Source organism: Sphingomonas sp. CFBP8993 (assembly GCF_034044895.1).
Taxonomy (GTDB): domain Bacteria; phylum Pseudomonadota; class Alphaproteobacteria; order Sphingomonadales; family Sphingomonadaceae; genus Sphingomonas.
On sequence record NZ_JAXCWU010000003.1, the window covers coordinates 296,771 to 319,556 of the forward strand.

Sequence of the window (22,786 nt, forward strand, 5' to 3'; positions counted from 1 at the left end):
ATCTCTCCCTGGGGCGGGTGCCGACTTGGCATCCGCCCCATTTTTCGTTCAGGAGGCTGGCCATGATCGATCCGGCCCCACCCGCCCGCACCCTGAAGGACATTGCCCGGCTGGCCGGCGTATCGCCCGGCACCGTCAGCCGCGCGCTGGCGGGCAAGAGCGTCGTCAATGCCGAGACGCGCCAGCGGATCGAGGCCCTGGCCGCCGAGCATAATTTCCAGATCAACCAGATGGCCCGCCGCCTGCGCGCCCAGCGCACCGGTGTGATCGGCGTCGCCATCCCGCTGGGCCATGAACGGCGGCAGCGCCTGTCCGACCCCTTCTTCATGACCCTGCTCGGTCATCTCGCCGACGAACTGGCGGCACGCGACCATGACGTGATGCTGTCGCGGATCATCCCGGACGACGACGACTGGCTGTCGCGGATCACACGGTCGGGGATGGTCGACGGCGTGCTGCTGATCGGCCAGTCGAACCAGCTTCCGGTGATCGAGGCGGTCGCCGAGACCTATATGCCGCTCGTCGTCTGGGGCAGCACCATGCCCGGCCAGCGCCACTGCGCGGTCGGCGTCGACAACCGGCTGGGCGGGCGGCTGGCGGGTGAGCATCTGATCGCGACGGGCCGCCGTCGCATCGCCTTCATGGGCGAGATCCGCACGCTGGAACTGGCGCAGCGCCATGCGGGACTGTGCGATGCGCTGGCCGATGCCGGCTTGCCCGCACCGCATCAACTCGACGTGGCGCTGGCCCCCGAACTGATGCCCGACCAGATCGCGGGCAATCTGGCGCGGCTGCGCGCGGCGGGGGAGGGGATAGACGGCATCGCCGCGGCCTCGGACATGATCGCGCTTGCCACCATGGCCGAACTGGTCGCGGGCGGGGTGTCGGTGCCGGGGGATGTCGCGGTCACGGGTTTCGACGATCTGCCGCTGGCCGAGCGGGCCATTCCGCGCCTGACCACGATCCGACAAGATCTGGAGGCGGGGGCCAGGGCAATGGTCGCGGCCTTGTTCGACCGGCTGGAGGGGCGGCCGGCGCCGGGGCTGGAAATGCCGCCGCGCCTGATCGTGCGCGATTCCGCCTGACCATAAAAAGTCGGCGCGGTCTTAGGGAAGATCGACCGCGCCGTGAAGGTTTCAGGGAGTTCTTGGCAGATGTCAGGCCAGCGTCAGGCCGACATCCACATTGCCACGCGTGGCGTTCGAATACGGGCAGATCTGATGCGCGGCTTCGACCAGCTTTTCGGCCTCACCCCGCTCGATACCCGGAAGATCAACGGTGAGGTCGGCGGTGATGCCGAAACCACCCGCCGCACGCGGACCGATGCCGACCTTGGCCGAGACGGCCACATCGTCGGGAATCTTTACCTTCAGCTGCTGGCCCGCAACCTTCAGCGCGCCGATGAAGCACGCCGAATATCCGGCCGCGAACAGCTGCTCGGGATTGGTGCCGTCGCCGCCCGCACCGCCGAGTTCGCGGGGGGTGGACAGCTTGACGTCGAGGGTCCCGTCCGCCGTGCTGGCATGACCGTCGCGACCGCCGGTGGCCCGCGCCTGGGTTTCATACTTTACGTCGATCGTCACACTGTTTCTCCGATAACATTTATCGCGATACATATATGGATATGTCGATCGGGCTTGTCCAGCGGTTCTTTTATCGCGATATGCATTTGTGCATTACGGGAGATGGCGGATGTCGGCCCCTTGGCCGCTCGACGAACAGCTGTGCTTTGCCTTGTATTCGGCGAACATGGCGATGCAACGCACGTACAAGCCCATGCTCGATCGACTGGGCCTGACCTATCCGCAATATCTGGCGCTGCTGGCCTTGTGGGAAGAGGATGGACGCACGATCGGCGCGATTGCCCAGCGTCTGGGCCTCGAGTCGAGCACGGTGACCCCGCTGGTCAAGCGACTGGAAGCGAGCGGCATGGTCGTGCGCGAACGCGATCCTCAGGACGAGCGGCAGGTGCGTGTGCGGCTGACCCCCACCGGCGATGAATTGCGCAACCAGTGCGGATGCCTGGCCGAAGAGGTCACTGCGCGTTCGGGCATGACCGTCGAGCGGCTGTGCGGTATCCGCGACGACATACGCGGGCTGCGCCGGGTATTGGACCAGGGCCCCGATCAAGGCGGCGCGGCGTGATCCTCTACGATCATCCACTGTCCTCCTATGGGCAGAAGGTGAAGATCGCATTGCGTGAAAAGGGTATCGCCTTTGCCTGCGTGCTGCCGGAGGATTTCGGGACCGGGCGGCAGGATACCGACTTCGCCGCCGCCAATCCCCGGACCGAGGTGCCGGTGCTGATCGTCGAGGGGCGGCCGATCTTCGATTCCACCATCATCCTCGACTATCTCGACGAGCGCTGGCCGGAGACGCCGCTGATGCCGCGCGATCCGATGGCACGCGCCCGCCAGCGCGAGATCGAGGAGATTGCGGATAGCCAGTATGAGGCGGTCAACTGGGGCTTCGGCGAAATCCTGTGGTTCCGCCGGGCCGAGGGGGCCTTGGCCGACGACCTGCGCCATGTCGCGGCGACCGATACGCGGGTGCTGCAGGACTGGCTGGCCCGGCATCTGGGCGACGCACAGTGGTTCGGCGGCGAGACGTTCGGACGCGCCGATGCGGCGGTTGCGCCGATGGTCAATCGCTCGGTCCATTACGGTCTGGGCCCGGCGGAGGGATCGCCGCTGGCGCTGTGGCACGCCCGTGTCGCGGCACGTCCCGCCGTGGCGGAAACCTTTGCCGAGTTCGATGCGGCGACCGCCCATATGGCGAGCGCGGCGGACCATTATCGTAGCGGCGGTCGGCGTCGTGAGTATCGCGATCACCGGCTGGAATGGATGATCCGTTCGGGCGGGATGCCCATCGTGCAAGACGGTCTTCGCGAGGACACGATCCGGTTCAGCTGGCCGGGGTGAGGGGGGCACCAGCCTTCCGCGCTCCGTCCAAACTGAACGAAGTCGAAGGCCGGCGGACACCGACTACCGCTTGTCCGCCATCGTGAACACCACGCCGGGCGCGTCGCGCAGCGCCAGATATAGCGACCCGTCCTTGGCCGCCGGAACCGTCAACCGCGCGCCCGTGAAACCCGCCGGAACCGTGATCGCGCCCGCCATGTCCGCCGTTGCGGCGACACGGTCGATCAGGAACAGGTCGCGCCCCGCGATCCAGCACCCGGCCGCCTCGCACCCCCCGCCATCGATACGCGGCAGCCGGACCAACGTGGCGAGCGGAGCCCAGTCGCCCTTGATGTTCCCCCGCACGATCCGATAGCGCAACGCGCCCGCCGCCGCCGGACCCAGCCGCGCCGGGTCGAGCGTCGCCACCGCGACCTCGGGCGAAGACAGGCGTACGTCGCGCCCGCCCTCCAGCGTGACAGACGCGCCGCCGTCGGCCGTGGCGACCTCGATCGCATCGGCCGGGGTCAGGCGGGCTCCATCGGGCGCGCGCAGGGAGAAGGTCAGCCGGGCATTGTCGGGCAACACGGTTTCGTCCCGCGTCGCGAGCGCGACCGCTGCGGCGGCGTCCTTGGGCGACAGGCTGCGCGCGATCAGCATGGCGGCGGGGCGCGGCGGGGCGGCGGTGATCGGCACCGACAGGGTGCGCCCGTCGCTCAGCTTGATCCGGGCGATCGTCCCATCGGGCAGGCGATTTTGCCCGGCGGCGGCGACCAGCCGGTCGGTATCGCCGTCACGCGTCAGGTCGGCGGGGGTGAGGTGGACATCGCCGATCTCGATCCCGGCGATCTCGTCCAGCCGCTGGCCGGTCAGCGTGACGAAGCGGTCGCCCTTGGCCAGCGTCACCGTGTCGATCCTGCTCGCGGGCGAATAGGCACGGACCGTCAGCGTGTTGGGGGTCGCGTCGCCGATCTGCTGCACCTCCAGCGTGACGTCGCCCGCGCGCAGGCCCTTCAGCGGCAGCGTGGCGATGATCCGGTCCGCGCCGCCCAGCGTGAAGGGCACGGCCTGGGCCGCGCCATTGCCCATCCGCATCGTGACGCCGGTCACGCACGCGGCCGCAGGGCCGCTAAGGGCCAGGCCGTTGTCGCGACCGACGACCAGGCTCTGCCCCGCATCGACCAGCCGCCAGTCGCCACGGCCGGGGAATTGGAGCGTGAAGCTGGGCCCCTCGAACGTGTCGAAGCCCCATTGGCCGTGCAGCTTGGCCGAGACCTTGCCGGACAATGCGCCGGTCGGCAGCGGTTCAGTCAGGACATAGCCGCCGCGATCGGCGCGGGCGCGGACCGGCAGGTCGATCGTCTTGCCGTCGACGCCGGTGATCGACACCATCATGTTGCGCGCGAAACCCGTCGAATAGATCAGCGGCGCGCCCTCCACCGGCAGGACCAGGCCGGGACGCGCGCCGCACAGGGGTGCATCGCCGGTCACGCGCAACCGCGGCGGGCTGGGCGCGTCGATGGCGGGCATGGCGGCGACCAGCACCGACTTGGGCTTGGCAAAGGAAGGCGCGGCGTTGAGCAGCAGCGACATCCGTTCTCCTTCGCGCGTGGCGAGGGTCGGCAGATAGCCGAATTGCGGATTGCCGAACGCACCGAACACCCGGGCGATATCGCGGATGACGCCGATATAGGGGCTGTAATAGCCCAGCCCCGCCTCGCGCGTATAGCTGAGCTGAAGCGCCAGGTCGGTCGGCGCACCGATCAGCGTGTCGGTCATCGAACTGCTGTGAATGTCCGCCAGCACCAGCGAGTCGCGATTTTCCAGCAGGCACGCGGCCTGCAACTCGATGACGCGCGCCAGGCAGTCGGCGTTCAGCTTGATCGCCAGGCTGTTCGACAAGGCGGGGGCCAGGGTGCGCAGGAATTCGGGGTGGCTGTTCTCCTGCGCGCGGATCGCCGCGACGAAGGCGTTGAGGCGCGACCGATCGAGCGAGGCCTGGTTCAGGTCCTGTACGGCGCGGACGAACTCGCCCGGCCGGTCGCGCACCGCATCGACGATGGTGTCCGATGCACCGCGCGTGTCGGGCACCAGGAACAGCGCCATCTGGCGTGCGCCCTTGGGCACCGTCAGGGTCAGGCGGCGATCCTTGTCCTTGGGTTTCCAGGTGTCGGCCGACTGGACCCAGTTCTTGGGCGGCGGATTGGTCGCACCGCTGAGGAAGGCCGAGAACAGGATGTAGCGCGCCCGCTGGTCGCTGGGCAGGTCCGCCTCGATGGTCAGGGTATCGCCCGTGGCCAGGTTCGGCACCTCGGCGATCGGCAGCGTCCGGTCGCCGCGCGTGACGCTGATCCGCAGGCCGGGACCGGGCAGGTCGAAGGGGGCGGGATCGGCGGCGCAGAGCGGGCTTTCGACCAAGGTGGCGGCGGCGAGCGCGAGCGCCAGCAACGGGCGAGATAGGAGGAAGCGGGGGAGCATGGTTCGACTTAAGGCGAAGTCGGGCGGTGGGATCAACCCGCTCGAGACAAATGACATGCAGTCGTCACCTTTCATTCCTCCCCATGTTCGATGGGGAGGAATGGGCAGGGTTATCCCAGCTTGTCGGCGGTCCGCAGGTCGAAGTCGCTGGCGTCGTGGCGTTCGGGCAACTGTTCGGACGGATCGCCGATCGTCCGGTTGACCATCCGCCCGCGCTTCACCGCCGGGCGCTCGGCGATTTCACGGGCCCAGCGCAGGACGTGGGTATATTCGCCGACCTGCAGGAACTCGGCGGCCTTGTAGAGATCGCCCAGCACCAGCTGCCCATACCAGGACCAGATCGCCATGTCGGCGATGCTGTATTCGTCGCCCGCGACATAGGCATTGTCCGCAAGCTGGCGGTTCAGCACGTCGAGCTGACGCTTGGCCTCCATCGCATAGCGGTTGATGGCATATTCGATCTTCACCGGCGCATAGGCATAGAAATGGCCGAAGCCGCCGCCGAGAAAGGGGGCGCTGCCCATCTGCCAGAACAGCCAGGACATCACGCGCGCCCGTGCGGCGGGCTCGGTCGGCAGGAAGGCGCCGAAGCTTTCGGCCAGATGGGTCATGATCGCGCCGGACTCGAAGATCGCCAGCGGCTCGGCCCCGCGCCGGTCGACCAGCGCGGGGATCTTCGAGTTGGGATTGATCGCGACGAAGCCGCTGCCGAACTGGTCGCCTTCCGAAATGCGGATCAGCCAGGCGTCATATTCGGCGTCCTTGTGCCCGGCGGCCAGTAGTTCCTCGAGCAGGATGGTGACCTTCACCCCGTTGGGCGTCCCCATCGAATAGAGCTGGAGCGGATGCTGGCCGACCGGCAGCTCCTTGTCGTGGGTCGGCCCGGCGATGGGGCGGTTGATCGAGGCGAACTGGCCGCCATTTTCCTTTTCCCAGGTCCAGATGGCGGGCGGGGTATAGGCGTCGTCACTCATGGCATGTCGCTCCATCGCGGTTCGGGCCGCAAATGGGGCGGGGGCCAGCCCAAAACAACCGGGCAAACCAGACCCGGTCGTGCTTTTATCGCAAGGGCGGAACGGGCCGGTCGCGGCGCACGTACAACAGCTCGCGCCGTCCCTCGCGCGGGACCGCCAGGACCAGGCGATAATCGCGTGCCAGCGCCGTCACCATCTGCGCTTGCGTCGCAGCGTTCCAGGGCGAGAAGGGATCGTCCAGCGTGACGATCGCGGGCGGGCGGCGGGCCAGAATGCGGGCCACCTCGGCCGCTTCGTCGATGCCGATCGCCCCGCGCTCGGCCTCATAGGCGAGCGAGGAGGGGAAGGCATAGGGCGTGGGTATGCAGTCGCCCGACAGGTGATAAAGGCTGGAGTCCCCCGCAAAGACATACGGACATTCGTCGCCATCGACCGCCGCCATGACCCGCGCCATCCGGCGGATGCCTTGGCCTTCGCTCGGGGCGTTGGTCGCGGCATGGAAGACGAACAGTCCTGCCCCGATCACAAAGACCGCGACCACCGCTCGCCAGCGCATCGCAAAGGCGGGTGCGGCGGCCAGCGCCAGCGGGGCGACCAGCGGCAGCGCATAATGGTCGAAAAACGCGCCGATCATCGCGAAGGCGACGAGTGCGAAGCCCAGCCAGATGCGGGTCAGTACCAGGCCCTCATGCCTCGGCCCCTTGATCCCGGCATAGACCGCGCAGGCGATCAGCGGCAGCAACTGTCCGCCGATCCCCGCCAGCCGCCCGACGATCTTGGCGGCGGGATAGCCGCGCCGCAGCGTGATCGAGGTGAAATTGGCGAACCAGAAGGCATCGAACGTCGCCGGTGCGCTGGCCCAAAACCAGGCGACGACCGCGACCGTCGGCAAGAGTCCCATCGCCATCCAGCCGAGCACGGCGATCAGGACGACGCCGATCCTCGCCCGCGCCCGCCACAGATACCAGAGATGCGCCAGCCCGAAGAACGCCCCCTCGACCAGCGGGGTGTATTTGATCTGGATCGCGATGCCCGCCAGCAGGCACGCCGCCAGTCCACTGAGCACGATGGCCCCCACCGCCCGTTCGGCGGCGCGGCGCGGCAACTCCAGGGTCAGGACCGCCGCTGCGGTCATCGCCAGATTGTAGAAGACCGGCGACTGGCCGCTGCCTCCGCTCAGCAGCGGCAACCACAGGATATACGCACCGCCCGCCGCCAAGCCGGCCGGAAAACCCAGTCCCATGCGTCGTGCCGCGAACCAGATCAGCCAGCCCGTCGCCGCCGTGCATGCGGTGCCGACCAGCTGATAGGCCAGGAACCCGTCGCCGGGCAGCAGGCGGAACCCGGCGAACAGCAGGAACAGCCCCGGCGGCTTGCGATCCCACAGATCGATGTACAGGCGCGCGCCGTGCAGCAGCCGGTCGCCGACCAGCAGATAATATTGCTCGTCGACATGCGCGACCGGATTGCCGAAATCCCGCATCCGGGTCAGCACCGCAAAGGCCAGCAGAAGCAGGGCGGCCCCCATCGGCCGGTCCAGGATCGGCCATGTACGAGGGCCGGGGGGCGGAGCGGGGCGGGCGGTCGTCACGGATCGCCCCATGTCACCGCGCTCAGGGGCGGGCAAAGAAAATCGACATGGTTCCAGCGAGGTCGAAAAAAAGTTCGCGGGCATGTGCGGTTATCCGCGATCGGCAACGTCCTACCCATGAACCCCCGGCGATCGGCGCTTTGGCACCGCCATTTCCGGGGGCTTCGACAACGGGGGTTGTGAAGTCCAGTGGGCGGGAATCGATATGCTGCTTGATGCGGAGGGCGCGGCCTGGCGGAACGCCAATGCCTGTACCGGGGCGGGAAAGACGGATCAGGGGGGCGGCTATCTTGCGCCGTGCTGGACCGTCGTCGTGCCGTTCTTCAACGAAGAGACGCATCTGGCCGCAACGCTGGAGGGGCTGGCGGCACAGACGGTGCGGTTCCGGCTTGTCCTGGTCGACAATGGTTCGCTGGACGCCAGCGCGCGCATCGCGACCGAGACGTGCGAGCGGCTGGGGCTGGACCACATCCTCCTGCACCAGGGAAAGCCGGGGAAGATCAACGCGCTGCACCTGGGGCTGGCGCATGTCCACACCCGCTTCGTCGCGACCTGCGACGCAGACACCCATTATCCCGCCGATTACTTGGCGCAGGCGCAGGCGCTTCTGGAAAAGCCCGGCTGCGTCGTGGCGGGGGCCTATTTCATCGGCCCGCAGGACGGCGAGGCGGAGCGTCGGCGCGAGTCTGCCGCGATCCGGCTGGCGGGGCGCGTCCTGCCGCGGCAATGCCATGCGGGTGGCGCGGGGCAGGCCTTTCGCACCGAGGCGCTGAAGGCGGCGGGCGGTTTCGATCCGCGCCGCTGGAATTACGTGCTGGAGGATCATGAGGTCATCCACCGGGTGATGCGTCATGGTACGATGGCCTATGCCGATGGTTTCTGGTGCGTGCCCTCCGACCGCGAGCGGGATCGGCCGTCGATCCGCTGGACGCTGACCGAGCGGCTGGTCTACAGCGTGGCGGCGCCGTTCGCGGGGGACTGGTTCTTCTACGATTTCCTGGCGCGGCGGCTGAAGGCGCGGCGTCTGACCACCGAGCGGATGCGCGAGACGGCCTATCAGCATCTGGCGGGAGTCGTGGGTGAACCAGCTTATTCTTTGCGCTGACGATTTCGCCTTTTCCACCGAGGACAGTCTGGTCATCGCCGAGCTGCTGCGCTCGGGCAAATTGAACGCGACGAGTTGCATGACGCTGCGCCCCAACTGGCGCGAGGACAGTGCGATGTTGCGCGACCTGAACGCCACGGTGCAGATCGGCCTGCACCTGACGCTGACCGAAGAAGCGCCGATCCGGCCCAACGGTTTTACGCAAGGTGGGGTGATGCCGGGCATCGATCCGCTGACCCGCATGGCGGCGCGCGGACAGCTGGATGCCGGAGAGATCCGGCGCGAGGTCGAGGCGCAGTTCGAACGGTTCGAGGATGCGATGGGCCGCCCGCCTGCCTTTGTCGACGGTCACCAGCATTCCCATGCGCTGCCCGGTATCCGCCCCATCGTGCTGGAGATCACCCGCCGTCGCGCCCCCGACGCCTGGCTGCGCACATGTGAGGACCGGGTGAGCGCGCTACTCGGCCGACCCTGGCGCGGCAAGGCGATCGGCAGTGCGTATCACTCGCGCGGGCTGACCCGTGCGGCGGAGGCGGTATCCCTGCGCTGCAATCGCGGATTTGCCGGGCATTACGGGTTCGACGGCCGCTTTGCCGAGGCGTTGCCCCGCTTTTTCGACCGGGCAGGGCCGCGCCATCTGGTTATGTGCCATCCGGGTGCGGGCAGGCGGCCGGGCGATGCGATCGCGGCGGCGCGGCGCGACGAGGCGGATGTCTTGCGCGGGGTTTCGGTGTCTGACATGGCGGCGCAAAGCGGGCTGGCCTTCGCCGCCTGACGCGAGGGCGGCCGATTGGGTAGCGAGGGTCTGGAAGGCCGGTTCATGGAGGCGCGGCCGTTGCTGCGTCGCCTGCTGGTCGCCCGGCTCGGCTCGGCGGAGGATGCCGAGGATGCGCTGCAGGACCTGTGGATGCGCGTCGCCGACCTGGACGCGAGCCGGATCGACCAGCCCATTCCCTTTCTCTGCCGCATGGCGACCAACCTGGCAACCGACCGGCGCGTCGCCGCCGCCCGGCGCGGCGCGCGTGACGGCGCATGGGAAGAGGTGCAGCCGATCTCGGGCGAATATGCCGATCCCGAACGCGTGGCGCTAGGCCGCAGCGAACTGGCCCGTGCGCAGGCCCTGATCGCGCAGATGCCCGATCGGATGCGCGAGGCCTTCACCCTGTTCCGTTTCGAGGAACAGCCGCAGCGCGCCATTGCCGAGCATATGGGGGTCACGGTCAGTGCGGTCGAAAAGCTGCTGCGCCGCGCTTATCAATTTTTGCAGGAAAATCGTGAAGCCGAGGGTGCGGATCGGGAGCGACGGCGTCGTCATGAAGACGAAGGGAGCGTGGGCGCGTGACGCTGGAGGAACAGGCGATCGATTGGCACATCCGGCAACGCGACATGAGCGCGGCCGAATGGGATGCCTTTGCGACGTGGCTGGAGGACAGCCCGGCGCATGCCCGTGCCTATGACGCCGTCGCGATGGCCGATGCGCTGCTGGTCGCCCCGGAGCATGTCGAGATGGAGGGCCCGACGCCCGCGCCTATCGCCGAGGTCGAAATTGCCGCCGCGAACGACAATGCCGGTTGGGGTCGCTGGTGGCTGATGGGCGGCGTGGCCGCAGCGGTCGCGCTGGTCGCTGGCCCTGTCGCGCTGCGCTATCGCCCCGACATCCGCATCGAACAGACCCGGCCGGGCGAGACGCGCCAGATCGCGCTGAACGACGGCACCCGGATCGAACTGTCGGGCGGGTCGCGGCTGCGTTACGACCGCAACGACACGCGCACCGCGACGCTGGAGCAGGGGCAGGCGCTGTTCCGTGTCCGCCACGATCCCGCCGCGCCGTTCGAGTTGCAGTCGGGGGCTGTCTCCATTCGCGACATGGGCACGGTCTTCGATGTGCGCCGCCAGGGTCAGCGGCTGGACGTCGCGGTGGCCGAAGGCGCGGTGTCGCTGGCGCCGCTGGGACAGCGGATCGCGCTGACCGCCGGACAGGCTATCCACCTGGACGAAGGGCGACACCAACTGACCCGTGTCTCGGTCGATCCCGCGATGGTGGGCGGCTGGCGCGAGGGCTATCTCGATCTGGACGGCGAGACGGTGGGAACGATTGCCGCGCGACTGCAATCCGCTTATGGCATGCGCCTCGCGGTGGAGGGGCCACTGGTCGATCGCAGCATCACCGGTCTGGTCCGCGTGACGGGCGATGCGGATAAGGACGTTCCGCGTCTCGCGAAGTTGATCGGGGCGGAGTGGCACCAGAGCGGTGGAAGATGGATTTTGCGGGCGTCGAACGAGGATCGTTGAACGCGGCCTGATGGTCGCGGCCGTTCTGTTCGTGCCTGCTCTCCTCGCGCCAGACACGGCTCATGCGCAGGCCAGCATGGTTGGAGGGCCCCGTCGCATCGTCCTGGCCCCCGCCACGCTGGATGTGGCGCTGCGCGAACTGGCGCGGCAGGGGGGCATCACCGTCGTTACCACCGACGCCCGCCTCCGCGGGGTGCGAACCCCGGCGTTGTCGACCCGGGCGAAGCCGGCCCGCGCGCTGGCGCAGCTGTTGCGGGGCACAGGTTATCGCGCGGTCGCGATCGACGACACCAGCTTTCGCGTCGTGCCCGCCCCCCGCAAGGCGCCCCCCCCGCCGCGCCGCATTCCCGCCCGCGCGGCGGCGCCCGCCCCGAGCGGCAATGCGCAGGACATCATCGTCACCGCCAGCAAACAGGGCACCGAGCTGGCGCGCTATCCGGGCAGCGTCTCGGTCGTCGGGCGCGGCGTCGCGCTGCCCAATGGCTCGATCGACCTGAGCGACGTGGCCGGGCAGACGCCGATCCTCCAGACGACGGCGCTGGGGCCGGGACGCAACAAGCTGTTCATTCGCGGCATCGCTGACAGCAGTTTCAACGGTGCGACCGAGTCCACTGCCAGCCTCTATCTTGACGAGGTCCAGATCGCCTTTGCCGGACCCGATCCCGGCCTGAAGCTGTACGATATTGGCGAGGTCGAGATCGCGGAGGGACCGCAGGGCGCGCTGCACGGCTCGGGGGCAATCGGCGGGATCATCCGCCTGACCTCCAACCCCGTATCGCTGGACCGCGATGGCGGTCACGTCGAATGGGGCGGCGCGCTGACCGGGCAGGGATCGCCCAGCAACGACCTCGCGGTGGTCGCGAACAAGGTGCTGGTGCCCGGCACGCTGGGGGTGCGGCTGGTCGGCTATCACGTGGTCGATGGCGGCTATATCGACAATGTCCGGACGGCCACGAACGACATCAACCGCGTGCTGACCAGCGGCCTGCGCGGTACGCTGCGCTGGGACGTCGGCGATGGCTGGCACATGGAGCTGGGCGGGGGTGCCCAGTCGATCGTCGCACGCGACGCGCAATATGTGCTGAACGAGGATGTGTTGGTCAGCCGTGCCGCGATGGCCCAACCCTCCTGGAGCGACATGCGCTTCGGTCGCCTGGTGCTGTCGAAGAACTGGGCGAGCGGGCTGCAATTCGTCTCGGCCACCGGCTATGTTCGCAGCTCCGCGTTCGAGGAGTTCGACGCCAGCGTGCTGGGCGCGCAGCAAAGCTATCAACTGGACGGCGAAAAGACGCTGTTCTCGCACGAAAGCCGCCTGTCGCGTCGGCTGTCCGGCGGCGGGTCCTGGGTCGTCGGGCTCAACCTGATATCCGACCAGTCGGTGATGGCGCGTTCGCTGACCCGGCGGCAAGGCGTTCGCCCGGTCATCGGCGTGACCAACCTCACGCGCAGCGGCGCGGTCTTTGCCGAGGCGACGCATCCGCTGACCGATCGCCTGTGGGTCACGCTGGGCGGGCGCGTGACGGCGGCGCGGGTCGATGGCGAGCCATCGATCCGACCGCGCGCTTCCAGCTTCGTGCGCGGCCGCTCGACCGTCCGGGTCGACCCGACGGTCGGCCTGTCGTGGCAGCTGGGCGGCGACTGGACGCTGTTCGGCCGCTATCAGTCGGGCTTTCGCACGGGCGGCCTGGCGGTCGCCGCCGGGGTCGGGCGGGTGGCCAATTTCGAGTCCGACTCGATCCACATGGTCGAGGCCGGCATCCGCCATTTGCGCCGGACGGAAACCGGGCTGTCCGCCTCGGTCAGCCTGTCGCGGGCACGCTGGACGGCGATCCAGGCCGACCTGCTCAACCGTGCCGGCCAGCCGGTGACGAGCAATATCGGCGATGCCCGCATCACCGCATTGGAAGGCTGGGCGGACTGGGTTCCCCGGCGCGACTGGCACCTGACGGGGGCGGTGTTCCTGACCGACAACGAGGTGATGGGATCGACCGCCGCGCTCAGCCGGGCGCGCAACCGCCGCTTGCCCGAAACGCCCAGCGTGTCGGCGCGACTGGGCGTCGTGCGCGACGTTCATGTCGGACCGCGCTGGATATTGTCGGGCAAGGCGGAGGCGGCCTTTGTCGGTCCCTCGGTGCTGGGGGTCGGCGATTTCTTCGATGCGCGGCAGGGTGGTTACGGCGTCGCCAATCTGGGCCTGACCGCCCGGTCGGGGCGCTATGCGCTGGCCGCGACGCTGGACAATCTGCTCGACGAGCGGGGCAACCGGTTTGCCTATGGCAATCCGTTCCTGCTGGCACGACGCAACGTCTCGACGCCGGTCCGGCCGCGAACGGTGGGATTGCGGTTCAGCGCCGATTTCTGAGCGCGTGGACGCCGTAAGCGGCCAGTCCGCGCAGGACATGGCGCAGGCGAAAGGCGTGGAAATGCCCGATGCCCGCCACCGGCCCGGTGATCCGCGTGCCGAGATGGTTCAGGTCCTGCCGCAGCCACCGCACCGCGCGCGGATCGGAGCGGAGATATTTGGCGTAGAGCGCCCCGTCGCCAAAGCCATAGCCCGCAAGCAGCGCGATCGCCTCCTGCGTCTGGCGGCGGCCATGGTGATGGTCGACGACGAAGCCGGGATCGTAATGGAGTGCGATGCCCAGCGCCTGGGCACGCAGCAGGAAGTCGGTATCCTCCGCCGCATGGAACGGCGCACCCGCCCCGAAACGCTCGTCGAACGGGCCCACCATGGCGCGCACATCGGCGGTCATCGCCAGGTTCGCGCCCATGACGAAGCCACCGGGAAACTGATCGGGGGCGGCGATCATCGGGTGATCCTCCAGCTTGACCGTCACCGGCAGGTCGGCCGTATCGCCCAGCAGGATTCGGCCGCCGATGATGACCGGGCCGGAACGGGCGGAGAAGGCCTCTGCCAGCCGCCCGAAATAGTCGGGATGCACGACGCAGTCGTCATCGGTCATCGCGATGATGCGCCCCCGTGCCGCATGAAGCGCCCGGTTGCGCGCACGCGCAAGGCCGGGCTGCGGCTCGGTCAACAGCCGGACGGTGAACGACCGCTCGGTCGCCCAGTGGCGGACGATCGCCGCCGTGCCATCGGTCGAGCCGTTGTCGACCAGGACCAGCTCGATCCCGCCTGGACTTGCCCTATGGGCGGCCGCGGCGACTGATTCCAGCGTCGCGCCTAGGCTGCGGCTGCGATTACGGGTACAGATCAGCAGGCTGATGTCGATCATCCCGCCACCATCGCCGCTGCCTCCGTCGATGACGCAGCCTGGGCCACGCACGGATCGTCTCGCGTCCAGGCGGTGAGATAGGCGCCCACCTTTCCATAGTCGTTGTCCAGGACGACATGCGGGATGCCCAGCAACAGGCTCAGGATATGGCCGTGCAGCCGGTCGGTCACGACCCGCTCGCCGCGCGACAACAGGCGCAGACCGCGTTCGACCCGGGTCTGTGCGCGTGCCGTGGGATTGCGCTGCGTCACGGGCGGCTCCTCCAGCCAGTCGTGCGCGATCGCCTTCGGTATTTCGACCAGGGGCGTATCATCGCGGTCTGTCCGCTCGGTATCGGTACGGAGCAGCAGGAGCAGCGGGTGATCCGGCCCGGTCGGTCGGGCCAGCGCGCCCAGCCCGAACGCCGAGTCCGGTGCCAACGTGACGGGGCATCCGAGATGGTGTCCCGCCAGCAGCAGGCTGGACCGGTCCCGGACGTAGAGGTGAAAATCGGGATGCGCGCCTGCAATGCGGGCAAAGCGTGACAGGTTGGCGGGATCGCGAAAATGGATCGACTGGGGCAGCTGGACGATCATGCGATCGTGGAAGCGGATCAGCAGATCCTCGCGAAACCGCTGGTGATGCAGCCAGATATCACCCAGATTGCCGCCGCCATGGATCAGGATCGGACCGGTGGGGCAGGCGGCGCGAAAGGCGGCTTCGTCGAAATCGTCCCAGCGCGAAACATAGGCGGGATTGCCAGCACCGACATCCCGGAGCAGCGCGATCTCACCCAGCCAGATGGCGCTGTCGCCGACATTGGCATGGTCCGGAAAGTCGAGCAGCGCATAGGGCTCGCCGGGACGAACATGGCGGCGATAGAGGTCGGTCAGCGCGGCGCGCTGCCGGGCGATCGTATCGATGCTCACGCGGCCAGCGTGCTCGTCAGACCCGCACGGGCTTCGGCATAAAGCGCCTCGCACCGGTCGAGCCACAGGTCGCGCGCGAAATGCGTCTCCACCCGCTGCCGGGGCACCTGGCGCGGGATCGTCATCGCCTGGGTGATCGCCTGCGCCAGCGCGGGCACGTCCATGGCGGGGGCAATGCATCCCGCCTCGCTGACGACCTCGCTCGCTGCTCCCTGGTCGAAGGCCGCGACGGGCAGGCCACATGCCATGGCCTCGATCGCGACCAGTCCGAAGGGTTCGTCCCAACAGGGGGTGAAGACGAAGACCGACGCCTTGCCCAGCTCACGCGCCAGGTCCGTGCCGTCCAGATGTCCGCCATAGCGGATATCACCGCCCAGCAGCGGGGCGACCTCTGCGGCGTGAAAGTCCGGGTCCTCGATCGCGCCGAACAGGGTCAGCGGAACACCGGCCAGTCGTGCCGCCTGGATCGCCAGATGCGGCCCTTTATTGGGTGTGATCCGCCCGCACCACACTGCCTCGCCATTGCCGGTGGCGACATAAGGCCAGGCGGCGGGATCGATGGCATTGTGCAGTACCGATGCCTCGGGCGGCGCGCCGCTGGGCCACCACGCCGACAACTGACGGGCCGAGGTGACGGTCAGTCGGTGCGTCCGACTGGGACTGATCGTCACGAAATGATGGAGCGCGTCATAGGGGGGCACGTGCAACGAGGTGACGGTGGGCGTGCGTGCGGTGCGCGCCTGTTCCAGGGGAAAGCGGTGCAGGCTGTTATTGTGCAGCACGTCGAACCCGCCGCGCGCGATCCGGTCGCACGCCGCGGCATAGCCCGCATCGACATGCGCGATCAGCTCGGGCTTGCCGCGATGCTCGGCCCAGGGGAACACCGCCTCGTAATGGATGGGCAGGACCGGATCGAGCGTGAAGCGCGGGTCGCTGTCGCCGCTGGCGAACAGCACGACGTCATGCCCACGCGCCGCCAGCCCCTCGGCCAGATACCAGCCATGCGCTTCCATCCCGCCCAGAAAGGGCTGGCGGATCGGCTGGCGGACATGCGCCAGCAGGGCAATCCTCATGCCGCGACCTGGGCGCTCGCCGCGCGTTCCTCCAGAACGCGGATGACGCTGGCGGTGTTGGCATAGGGCTGGTGGCTCTGCTGCCCGGTCAGGGCCAGATCGTCGTCGTCCGGGCGGCGCAGGATACGGATCGGGCGGCCGGGCGTATCGTCGATCAAGCCCATCAGGCGGAACGCGTGCAGCCAGTGGCCCATGGTCCGGTATCCCCATTTCGCCTCGAACAGTTCGGCATTGCGCACCACGCTGTCGATATGATGGACCGGCGGCATGTGGTGGGGGTGATATTGGTGATAGGCGAGGCCGCCCTTGATCCAGGCGATGGGCACGCCCGCCTGGTCGATCAGCTTGCCGAAATCGGTGTCCTCGCCGCCATAACCCGCATAGCGTTCGTCGAAACCGCCGGTCGCCAGGAAGGTGTCGCGGCGCATCGCGAAGTTCAGCGACCAGAAGCAGCGATAATCCTCGCACCGCTCGATGCCCTCAGGCGGCGGCCCGCGCCGGTCCGAATGGCGGACCGCGACGGCCGCGAAGTCCTCGTACGTCCAGTCACCCTTCGTCGCGCCGCCGGGCAGGTACAGCACCTCCCCCATCAACAGCCCGTCCTCTTGCGCGAGGCAGCGGTCATAGTCGGCCAGCAGCTCGGGCGTCGGGATGCAGTCCATGTCGAGAAAGACCAGCTTGTCGCCCACCGCCGCCTTGGCCGCGGCATTGCGCGCGGTGGCCAGGGGCAGGCGCGGGCCCGACACCATCATCTGACGGATGGGGAAGGGCGCCTCCGGCAAGTCATAGGGGGTGTCCTGGATGACCGCGACGATCAGCTCGGCAGGCATCATGGTCTGGCGCGACAGGCCGAGGACGATGTTGCGCAGATGATCGGGGCGGCCCCCGGCGAGCGTGACGACCGAGATCATGAAGAGGCTCCGGTGGAATGGGACAGGGAGGGAAGGGGTTTCTCGACCGGCCAGAGGCGTGTCGCCAGCGCCTCCAGCCAGTCGGCGGCGTGTTGCGCGGGTGCGTCGGCGATCATCGCACGCTGGACGGCGGGACGATGCTGGCTGCGGGTCTCGGCCAGCGCGGCGGTCCAGGCCTGGGCTGAGGACGGCAGATGCGGGCGGATACAGGCAACCCCGGCGGCGGCCAGCGCCTCGGCCTTGCGGTGCTGCTCGTCGAAATAGCGCCATTCGGGGATGGCGAGCCAGGGCCGGGCGGCGGCCAGGACCTGCTGGCAGGTGGTGTTGCCAGTCGATGCGATGACCAGGTCGGCAGCCGCGACATGGTCGGCGGCGTTATCGACCCAACCGCGATGCTCGATATTGCCGGGCTCGGTCGCATGCCAGTCGCGCACGACCGGGCCGATCGTGATCCAGCGGGCGGCGGGGCGACTGCGCGCGCCGACGCCGAGCGGCGCTTGGGCAAAGCCGCCGCCGCCGCCGCCCGACAGGACCAGGATCATCTCCTCGTCCGCGCCGACGCCAATCCGCTGCCGCGCCAGTTCGCGCTCGGGCACGCGGGTGTCGACGCCCAGGCCACCCGCGAAACAGGTTTTCGCGCGCATGGTGGCGTCCCATTCGGGCTGGGCCAGGCCTTCGTCGAACGCGGCGAGCAGCCCGGCGGCACCGTCAAAGGCGGCGCGGTGGCCGGGATCGGTGCGGTCGCCATGCTGCAGGATCTTCACGTGCGGCACCGAGCAAATACGTGCCAGTTGCGCGATCTCGGCCGATACGTCGCAGATCATCAGCGCGGGGTTCGCGCTGTCGAACCAGCCCGCGATCGTCGCCATCGCATGGCGGATGCCGGGCCAGCCAAGCGGCGCGCAGTGCAGCGTGTCGGGTGTCGGCACCGCGTCCATGGCACCCGCCTCCAGCCCCGTCGGCTCGAACAGGGAGGGGATGACGATCAGTTCGACATGGGGCGGCAGGGTGGGAAAAATGTCGTCGCGCGCGCAGAAGATGGTGACCGGGCGCTCGGACGGCAGGGCGTTTAGAATCGCGGCGCAGCGCTCGGCATGGCCACGCCCCTGATGATGGACGAAATAGCCGAAGGGACGGCTCATGCCGCGCTCGCATGAACGGGTGCGGGATGGGTCAGGCCCAGCCGGTCGAGACCTTCCAATACGCCATTGGCGTGATTGCCCGCCACCCGCATCAGGCCGTCGCGGACCGGCAGGCCGTCGAGTTCGTCGCTGGCGTTGCCCACCACGATGGCATGGCCGCAGCCTTCCAGCATATCGACATCGTTGCCGCTGTCCCCGGCGGCGATGCAGGCCCCCATCGGCAGGTTCAACCGCCGCGCATAGGCGGCCACCGCCGCCGCCTTGCCACCCAGCGGCGCGAGCACGTCGATCAGCCGTCCGTGCGAGAAGACGGTCTTGGCGGACAATCCCAGTTCGGCCAGCGTCTCACGGACGCGCGCGGCATCCTCGGCGGTGCCGAAATAGCTGACCTTGTGCGGGCCCGCCGTATCGCGCGGCTGCGGGCGCAGGCGGAGCGGCTTGAGCGCGGCGACCACGGCCTTGCGGTTCCAGTCCTGGTTCAACCGGGCAGAGAAATCCGGGCATTCCTGCCACCCGCGCTGGCTTTTCAACATGATGCGGGTGCCGACATCGGTGATGAAGGCATCGGGTTCGGGCAGCCCCCATTGCGACAGGATGGCGCGGGCCATCGAGAAACAGCGCCCGGTCGCGACGACGAAGGGCAGGTCGCTGGACTGGCGCCACTGCGCGAAGGCATAGGCACCGGCGCGACAGCCGGTCAGCGTGTGGTCGATATCGCTGGCCAGCAGCCCCGGCGCGCGCGGCAGCCGGGCATAGAGCGCCACCGATTCCGCTGCATAGCGATGCCAGTCGTACCGTGCCGATCCTTCGCGCCCGGCCATGCTCATGCGCGCATGGCGCGCCGGGTCGGACAGGATGGCCAGACACGCCTTCGCGATGGCATCTTCGTCCCGTGGCTCGACCAGCAGGCCATGGTCGAGCGCGCCGACGATCTCGCTCGGCCCACCGTGGCGGGTCGCGACCACCGGCACCCCGGCGGCGGCGGCCTCGATCAGCGTCAGGCCGAAAGGCTCGTGAAGCGCGGCGTTGACGAACACGCCGCCCTTTGCCGCCCGGTCATACAGCGCGGCGACGTCATGGCCGTCATGATCGGGCGGCAGGACGAAGCGGCCACGCAAGCCCGGGCTTTGCGCCAGTGCCTGGAGTTCGGCCAGCACCTCATGTTCCTCGGGCGATCCGGGCCCGTCATGCTGGCCAGCCAGGATGACCAGATTGGCCGCGTCCTGAAGCGCAGGCGAGGCGGCATAGGCACGCGCCAGCGCCCCTAGATTCTTCTTCGGCACCGGCCGGGCGATGGCGAGCAGCAGCGGCTTGGTATCGTCGGTCACGCATTCGCCAAGCCGATCGGCGAGCGTGGCGCGTCGCGCGGGGCTTGCATCGCGGCTGGGTACGCCGGGTGCGATCCGGTGGATGCGGCCCGCCACCGACACTTCATAGCCATGGACCTGACGCTCGGCCTCGTCCTGCGTCGATACGATCAGGGCATCGGCTTTTTCGATCGCCTCGCGCTCGGCGGCGATCCGCCCTTCCAGCGCGGGCGAGGCACCATGATGCTGGCGCTTGTCGATGCCCAGCGCGTGCGGCGTATAGACGAAGGGAATGGCAAAGCGTCGACGTGCCTCGACGGCGACCGCTGCGGCATCGGAGAAATGGGCGTGGATGACGTCGGGCAGGCGGCTCAGACGGGCCAGATGCGCGCAGAACGCCTCGGTAAAAGCGGACAGGTCGTCCGCCAGCGCTTCCTTTTCCAGATAGCGGCGATCGTCGGTGGCGATACGGTCGATAGTCAGCGTGTCGGACAGCCGCTCGCTGGGGCGGGCGTGATCCAGCGAAAGCCCCGCTCCCTCGAACAGTCGCGTGACGATGGACACTTGATCCACGTCAATATTAGCGGCCTGCGCTTGTGCTGCATCAAGAATATAGGCGATATGTCCGCCCGTGTCGGCGGTAATCCCGTAGTGCACGGGTGGGGATTTCAGGCAGCCGCCAAGTGCCAGATGCAGAATGAACAAAGTCGCCCCTTTCGTTATGGGAACGACAACGTTATTAATATTGATTGGGTCCAAGGGTGCGGTGGAAAGATTGGAGCCAGCCCATATCCGGCTCCAATCTTGATCTTCATCAATTCTGATCAGCTAAGCGGAGGCTGGCCGTTCGATGCGCTGAGGCCGCCATCCACGGGCAGGTTCACGCCGGTGACGAAACGCGCATCCTCGCCGGCGAGAAAGGCGACCACGCCCGCGACATCCTCGGGCTGGGCACCGCGCCCCATGGGAATGCGTTCCTCGAACTTGGCGATCAGCTCGGGCTGTTCCTTCATGCCAGCGGTCAGCGCGGTATAGGTCAGCGAGGGGTTGACCGCGTTGACGCGTACGCCGTTCGCCGCCTCGTCTATCGCCAGCGCGCGGGTGAAATTGGTCACCGCGCCCTTGGCCGCGCAATAGAAGCTGTGGTTCCAGTCGCCACCCAGGCCGGACACCGACGACATGTTGATGATGCAGCCCTTCGACGTGCGCAGATGCCCGATGGCGGCGCGTGCCATCTGGACGACGCCGTACAGATCGGTTTCGATGACCTTGGCAAAGGCCGAGAAGTCACCTTCGTCCAGCTTGCCGAGATGGTCGACCCCGGCATTGCTGACCAGCACGTCGATCCGGCCAAACCGCTCGATCGCCAGTGCGACCAGCGCCTCGCAGTCGGCCATTCGCGACACGTCGCTTTCCTGCACGGCGACGGTGGCGGGGGCCAGATCGTCGGCCAGTTTCTGCAATGCGTCGTGGTCGGTGTCACCCAGCACCAAAGTCGCGCCATCGGCGGCGAAGCGGCGGGCAACACCCTCACCGATGCCGGAGGCGGCGCCGGTAACGATTACGATCTTGCCATCGAATGCGGCCATGCGGGGTCGTGCTCCTGTCCAAGAATTCGTGGTTCGCCCGCCCCGGCTCGCGCGTTCAACAGGCGACCTGCGACAGCGTTCCGCCCCGTCCGGCCAAAACGTCGAAATGCCCGGAAGGCTACGTCACTCGCGCCACTCCTCCTCGGGCAGACCGGCAAAGCTGGACCTTTGGCCCAGCGCGTCGCGGTTCGTCGCCAGCCATTGTTCGGCCTGGGCACGGCCCATCGCGCGCAGGTCCTGAAGCACCGACCAGCGGGTGTCGACCTTGCTTGTCCCCGACCGACCGGCCAGTTCGGGCGGTGGCGACAGGAGGTGGAGGTTCACCCGCGCGACCGCCCGCATCCGGGGATCGCCCGAGCTTTCGGCGCGCGCCACGTCCTGCACCTCGCTCAGCGCGCGCAGGTCGCGACGCAGGCAGGCGTTGAAGCTGATGTCGCTCACCCGCCGCATCACATCGCCGACCGACCCGCCGATCTCCTCGACGGTAAAGGGGGTGATCTGCACGATCAGCATGTCGGTCGCGCCGATCGCGTCGGACAAGAGCGGCTCGAGCGCGGGGTTAGCGGTAAAGCCGCCGTCCCAATATTGCTCGCCCCCGATCTCCACCGCCGCGAACAGTTCGGGCAGGCAGGCGGAGGCCATCAACGCATCCAGCGTCACATCGCCGCCGGTGAACAGTCGCGCTGAGCCGGAGGCGATATGCGTCGCCGCCACGAACAGCGGCAAGGTCGTCTGGCGCGCCAGAAGGTCGAGGTCGATGCTGTCCTCCACCGCGCGGCGCAGCGCGCTCATGTCGCGGACGCCCGGCAGGAACGGCGCGACATAGCGGCTGGACAGCTTGGCGAGTTCCAGCGAGCGACGCAGCAGCGATTCGTAAAAGGGACCACCCAGCGCCCCGACATCGAGCGGCGCCAGTGGAGAGGCATCCGCGACACGATCCCAAAGTCGCTCCAGGGTCGCCCGCGCGCCCGCCACGCCGTTTGCGGCATAGCCCGAGACGAGCGCCGCACCGTTCATCGCCCCGGCGCTTGCGCCGCTGACGCCGACCAGCGCGATATCCTCGTCCAGTAGGCGCTCGATCACGCCCCAGCCATAGGCACCATGCGCGCCGCCGCCCTGGAGCGCGAGGGCGACACGCGGACGGGAATGCGCGACGGCATCGATCATGGCAACGACTCCCCGAAATGAAGGTCATGCGGAAATGACGCAATGCAGCATAATTCGCATAGGCGACAAACATGAATTTATTTTCATCATGACGGAGCCCTTGAGCCGCGTCG

The 22,786-nt window shown here is 68.2% G+C and carries 20 protein-coding genes; 8 read left to right on the forward strand and 12 right to left on the reverse strand.

Annotated elements, in window-relative coordinates; genetic code table 11:
- Positions 1–62: 62 nt before the first annotated feature.
- A complete protein-coding gene (locus SOM26_RS07610) occupies positions 63–1,085 on the forward strand; it encodes a LacI family DNA-binding transcriptional regulator (RefSeq protein ID WP_320452117.1) in 1,023 nt (340 codons plus the stop codon).
- 72 nt (positions 1,086–1,157) lie between these two features.
- Here the strand turns inward: SOM26_RS07610 and SOM26_RS07615 are convergent, their stop codons facing one another.
- Entirely contained in the window at positions 1,158–1,583 is a 426-nt protein-coding gene (locus SOM26_RS07615; protein WP_320452118.1) for an organic hydroperoxide resistance protein, read from the reverse strand.
- Positions 1,584–1,692: 109 nt separating this feature from the next.
- Between SOM26_RS07615 and SOM26_RS07620 the strand changes: the two genes are divergently transcribed.
- Positions 1,693–2,145 (forward strand): MarR family winged helix-turn-helix transcriptional regulator, encoded by a 453-nt coding sequence (locus SOM26_RS07620; RefSeq protein WP_320452119.1) that lies wholly within the window; start codon positions 1,693–1,695, stop codon positions 2,143–2,145.
- Positions 2,142–2,921 (forward strand): glutathione S-transferase family protein, encoded by a 780-nt coding sequence (locus SOM26_RS07625; RefSeq protein ID WP_320452120.1) that lies wholly within the window; start codon positions 2,142–2,144, stop codon positions 2,919–2,921. Before SOM26_RS07620 ends, SOM26_RS07625 begins: the two co-directional genes overlap by 4 nt.
- A gap of 63 nt (positions 2,922–2,984) precedes the next feature.
- Here SOM26_RS07625 and SOM26_RS07630 read toward each other — a convergent pair whose 3' ends face one another.
- From SOM26_RS07630 to SOM26_RS07640, 3 genes are all read right to left on the reverse strand, one after another.
- Positions 2,985–5,378, reverse strand: a complete 2,394-nt coding sequence (locus SOM26_RS07630) for a hypothetical protein (protein WP_320452121.1) — start codon at positions 5,376–5,378, stop codon at positions 2,985–2,987.
- Between the two features lie 110 nt (positions 5,379–5,488).
- A complete protein-coding gene (yghU, locus tag SOM26_RS07635) occupies positions 5,489–6,352 on the reverse strand; it encodes a glutathione-dependent disulfide-bond oxidoreductase (RefSeq protein ID WP_320452122.1) in 864 nt (287 codons plus the stop codon).
- Positions 6,353–6,437: 85 nt separating this feature from the next.
- A complete protein-coding gene (locus tag SOM26_RS07640) occupies positions 6,438–7,943 on the reverse strand; it encodes an ArnT family glycosyltransferase (protein ID WP_320452123.1) in 1,506 nt (501 codons plus the stop codon).
- A gap of 205 nt (positions 7,944–8,148) precedes the next feature.
- Here SOM26_RS07640 and SOM26_RS07645 point away from each other — a divergent pair, with 205 nt between their 5' ends.
- Genes SOM26_RS07645 through SOM26_RS07665 form a run of 5 tightly spaced genes read left to right on the forward strand, consistent with a single transcriptional unit; the run spans position 8,149 to position 13,702 of the window.
- Complete coding sequence (locus tag SOM26_RS07645) at positions 8,149–9,048, forward strand: glycosyltransferase family 2 protein (RefSeq protein WP_320452124.1); 900 nt, start codon at positions 8,149–8,151, stop codon at positions 9,046–9,048.
- Positions 9,023–9,823, forward strand: a complete 801-nt coding sequence (locus tag SOM26_RS07650; protein WP_320452125.1) for a ChbG/HpnK family deacetylase — start codon at positions 9,023–9,025, stop codon at positions 9,821–9,823. The genes SOM26_RS07645 and SOM26_RS07650 overlap by 26 nt, the downstream gene beginning before the upstream one ends.
- Positions 9,824–9,838: 15 nt before the next feature.
- The gene (locus tag SOM26_RS07655; protein WP_320452126.1) at positions 9,839–10,390 is read left to right on the forward strand and encodes an RNA polymerase sigma factor; all 552 of its coding nucleotides are present in this window, start codon (positions 9,839–9,841) and stop codon (positions 10,388–10,390) included.
- The gene (locus tag SOM26_RS07660; protein ID WP_320452127.1) at positions 10,387–11,340 is read left to right on the forward strand and encodes a FecR family protein; all 954 of its coding nucleotides are present in this window, start codon (positions 10,387–10,389) and stop codon (positions 11,338–11,340) included. Before SOM26_RS07655 ends, SOM26_RS07660 begins: the two co-directional genes overlap by 4 nt.
- Before the next feature lie 10 nt (positions 11,341–11,350).
- Positions 11,351–13,702 carry a TonB-dependent receptor gene (locus SOM26_RS07665; RefSeq protein ID WP_320452128.1) on the forward strand — a complete coding sequence of 784 codons (2,352 nt, stop codon included), beginning with the start codon at positions 11,351–11,353 and terminating at the stop codon, positions 13,700–13,702.
- Here SOM26_RS07665 and SOM26_RS07670 read toward each other — a convergent pair.
- The 8 genes from SOM26_RS07670 to SOM26_RS07705 form a co-directional block, all read right to left on the reverse strand.
- The gene (locus tag SOM26_RS07670; RefSeq protein ID WP_320452129.1) at positions 13,686–14,576 is read right to left on the reverse strand and encodes a glycosyltransferase family 2 protein; all 891 of its coding nucleotides are present in this window, start codon (positions 14,574–14,576) and stop codon (positions 13,686–13,688) included. The two genes, SOM26_RS07665 and SOM26_RS07670, sit on opposite strands and share 17 nt — an antisense overlap.
- On the reverse strand, positions 14,573–15,484 hold the full coding sequence (locus SOM26_RS07675; RefSeq protein WP_320452130.1) for a polysaccharide pyruvyl transferase family protein: 912 nt from the start codon (positions 15,482–15,484) through the stop codon (positions 14,573–14,575). The genes SOM26_RS07670 and SOM26_RS07675 overlap by 4 nt, the downstream gene beginning before the upstream one ends.
- Positions 15,481–16,557: a glycosyltransferase gene (locus SOM26_RS07680; protein WP_320452131.1), complete on the reverse strand. Its 1,077-nt coding sequence runs from the start codon at positions 16,555–16,557 to the stop codon at positions 15,481–15,483. The genes SOM26_RS07675 and SOM26_RS07680 overlap by 4 nt, the downstream gene beginning before the upstream one ends.
- On the reverse strand, positions 16,554–17,468 hold the full coding sequence (locus SOM26_RS07685) for a galactosyltransferase-related protein (protein ID WP_320452132.1): 915 nt from the start codon (positions 17,466–17,468) through the stop codon (positions 16,554–16,556). The genes SOM26_RS07680 and SOM26_RS07685 overlap by 4 nt, the downstream gene beginning before the upstream one ends.
- Positions 17,465–18,610, reverse strand: a complete 1,146-nt coding sequence (locus SOM26_RS07690; protein ID WP_320452133.1) for a glycosyltransferase — start codon at positions 18,608–18,610, stop codon at positions 17,465–17,467. Before SOM26_RS07690 ends, SOM26_RS07685 begins: the two co-directional genes overlap by 4 nt.
- A complete protein-coding gene (locus SOM26_RS07695) occupies positions 18,607–20,574 on the reverse strand; it encodes an HAD-IIB family hydrolase (RefSeq protein ID WP_320452366.1) in 1,968 nt (655 codons plus the stop codon). Before SOM26_RS07695 ends, SOM26_RS07690 begins: the two co-directional genes overlap by 4 nt.
- Positions 20,575–20,741: 167 nt before the next feature.
- Complete coding sequence (gene budC / locus SOM26_RS07700; protein WP_320452134.1) at positions 20,742–21,506, reverse strand: meso-2,3-butanediol dehydrogenase; 765 nt, start codon at positions 21,504–21,506, stop codon at positions 20,742–20,744.
- A 123-nt stretch (positions 21,507–21,629) separates the two neighbouring features.
- Positions 21,630–22,673 carry a patatin-like phospholipase family protein gene (locus tag SOM26_RS07705; protein WP_320452135.1) on the reverse strand — a complete coding sequence of 348 codons (1,044 nt, stop codon included), beginning with the start codon at positions 22,671–22,673 and terminating at the stop codon, positions 21,630–21,632.
- Positions 22,674–22,786: the final 113 nt, after the last annotated feature.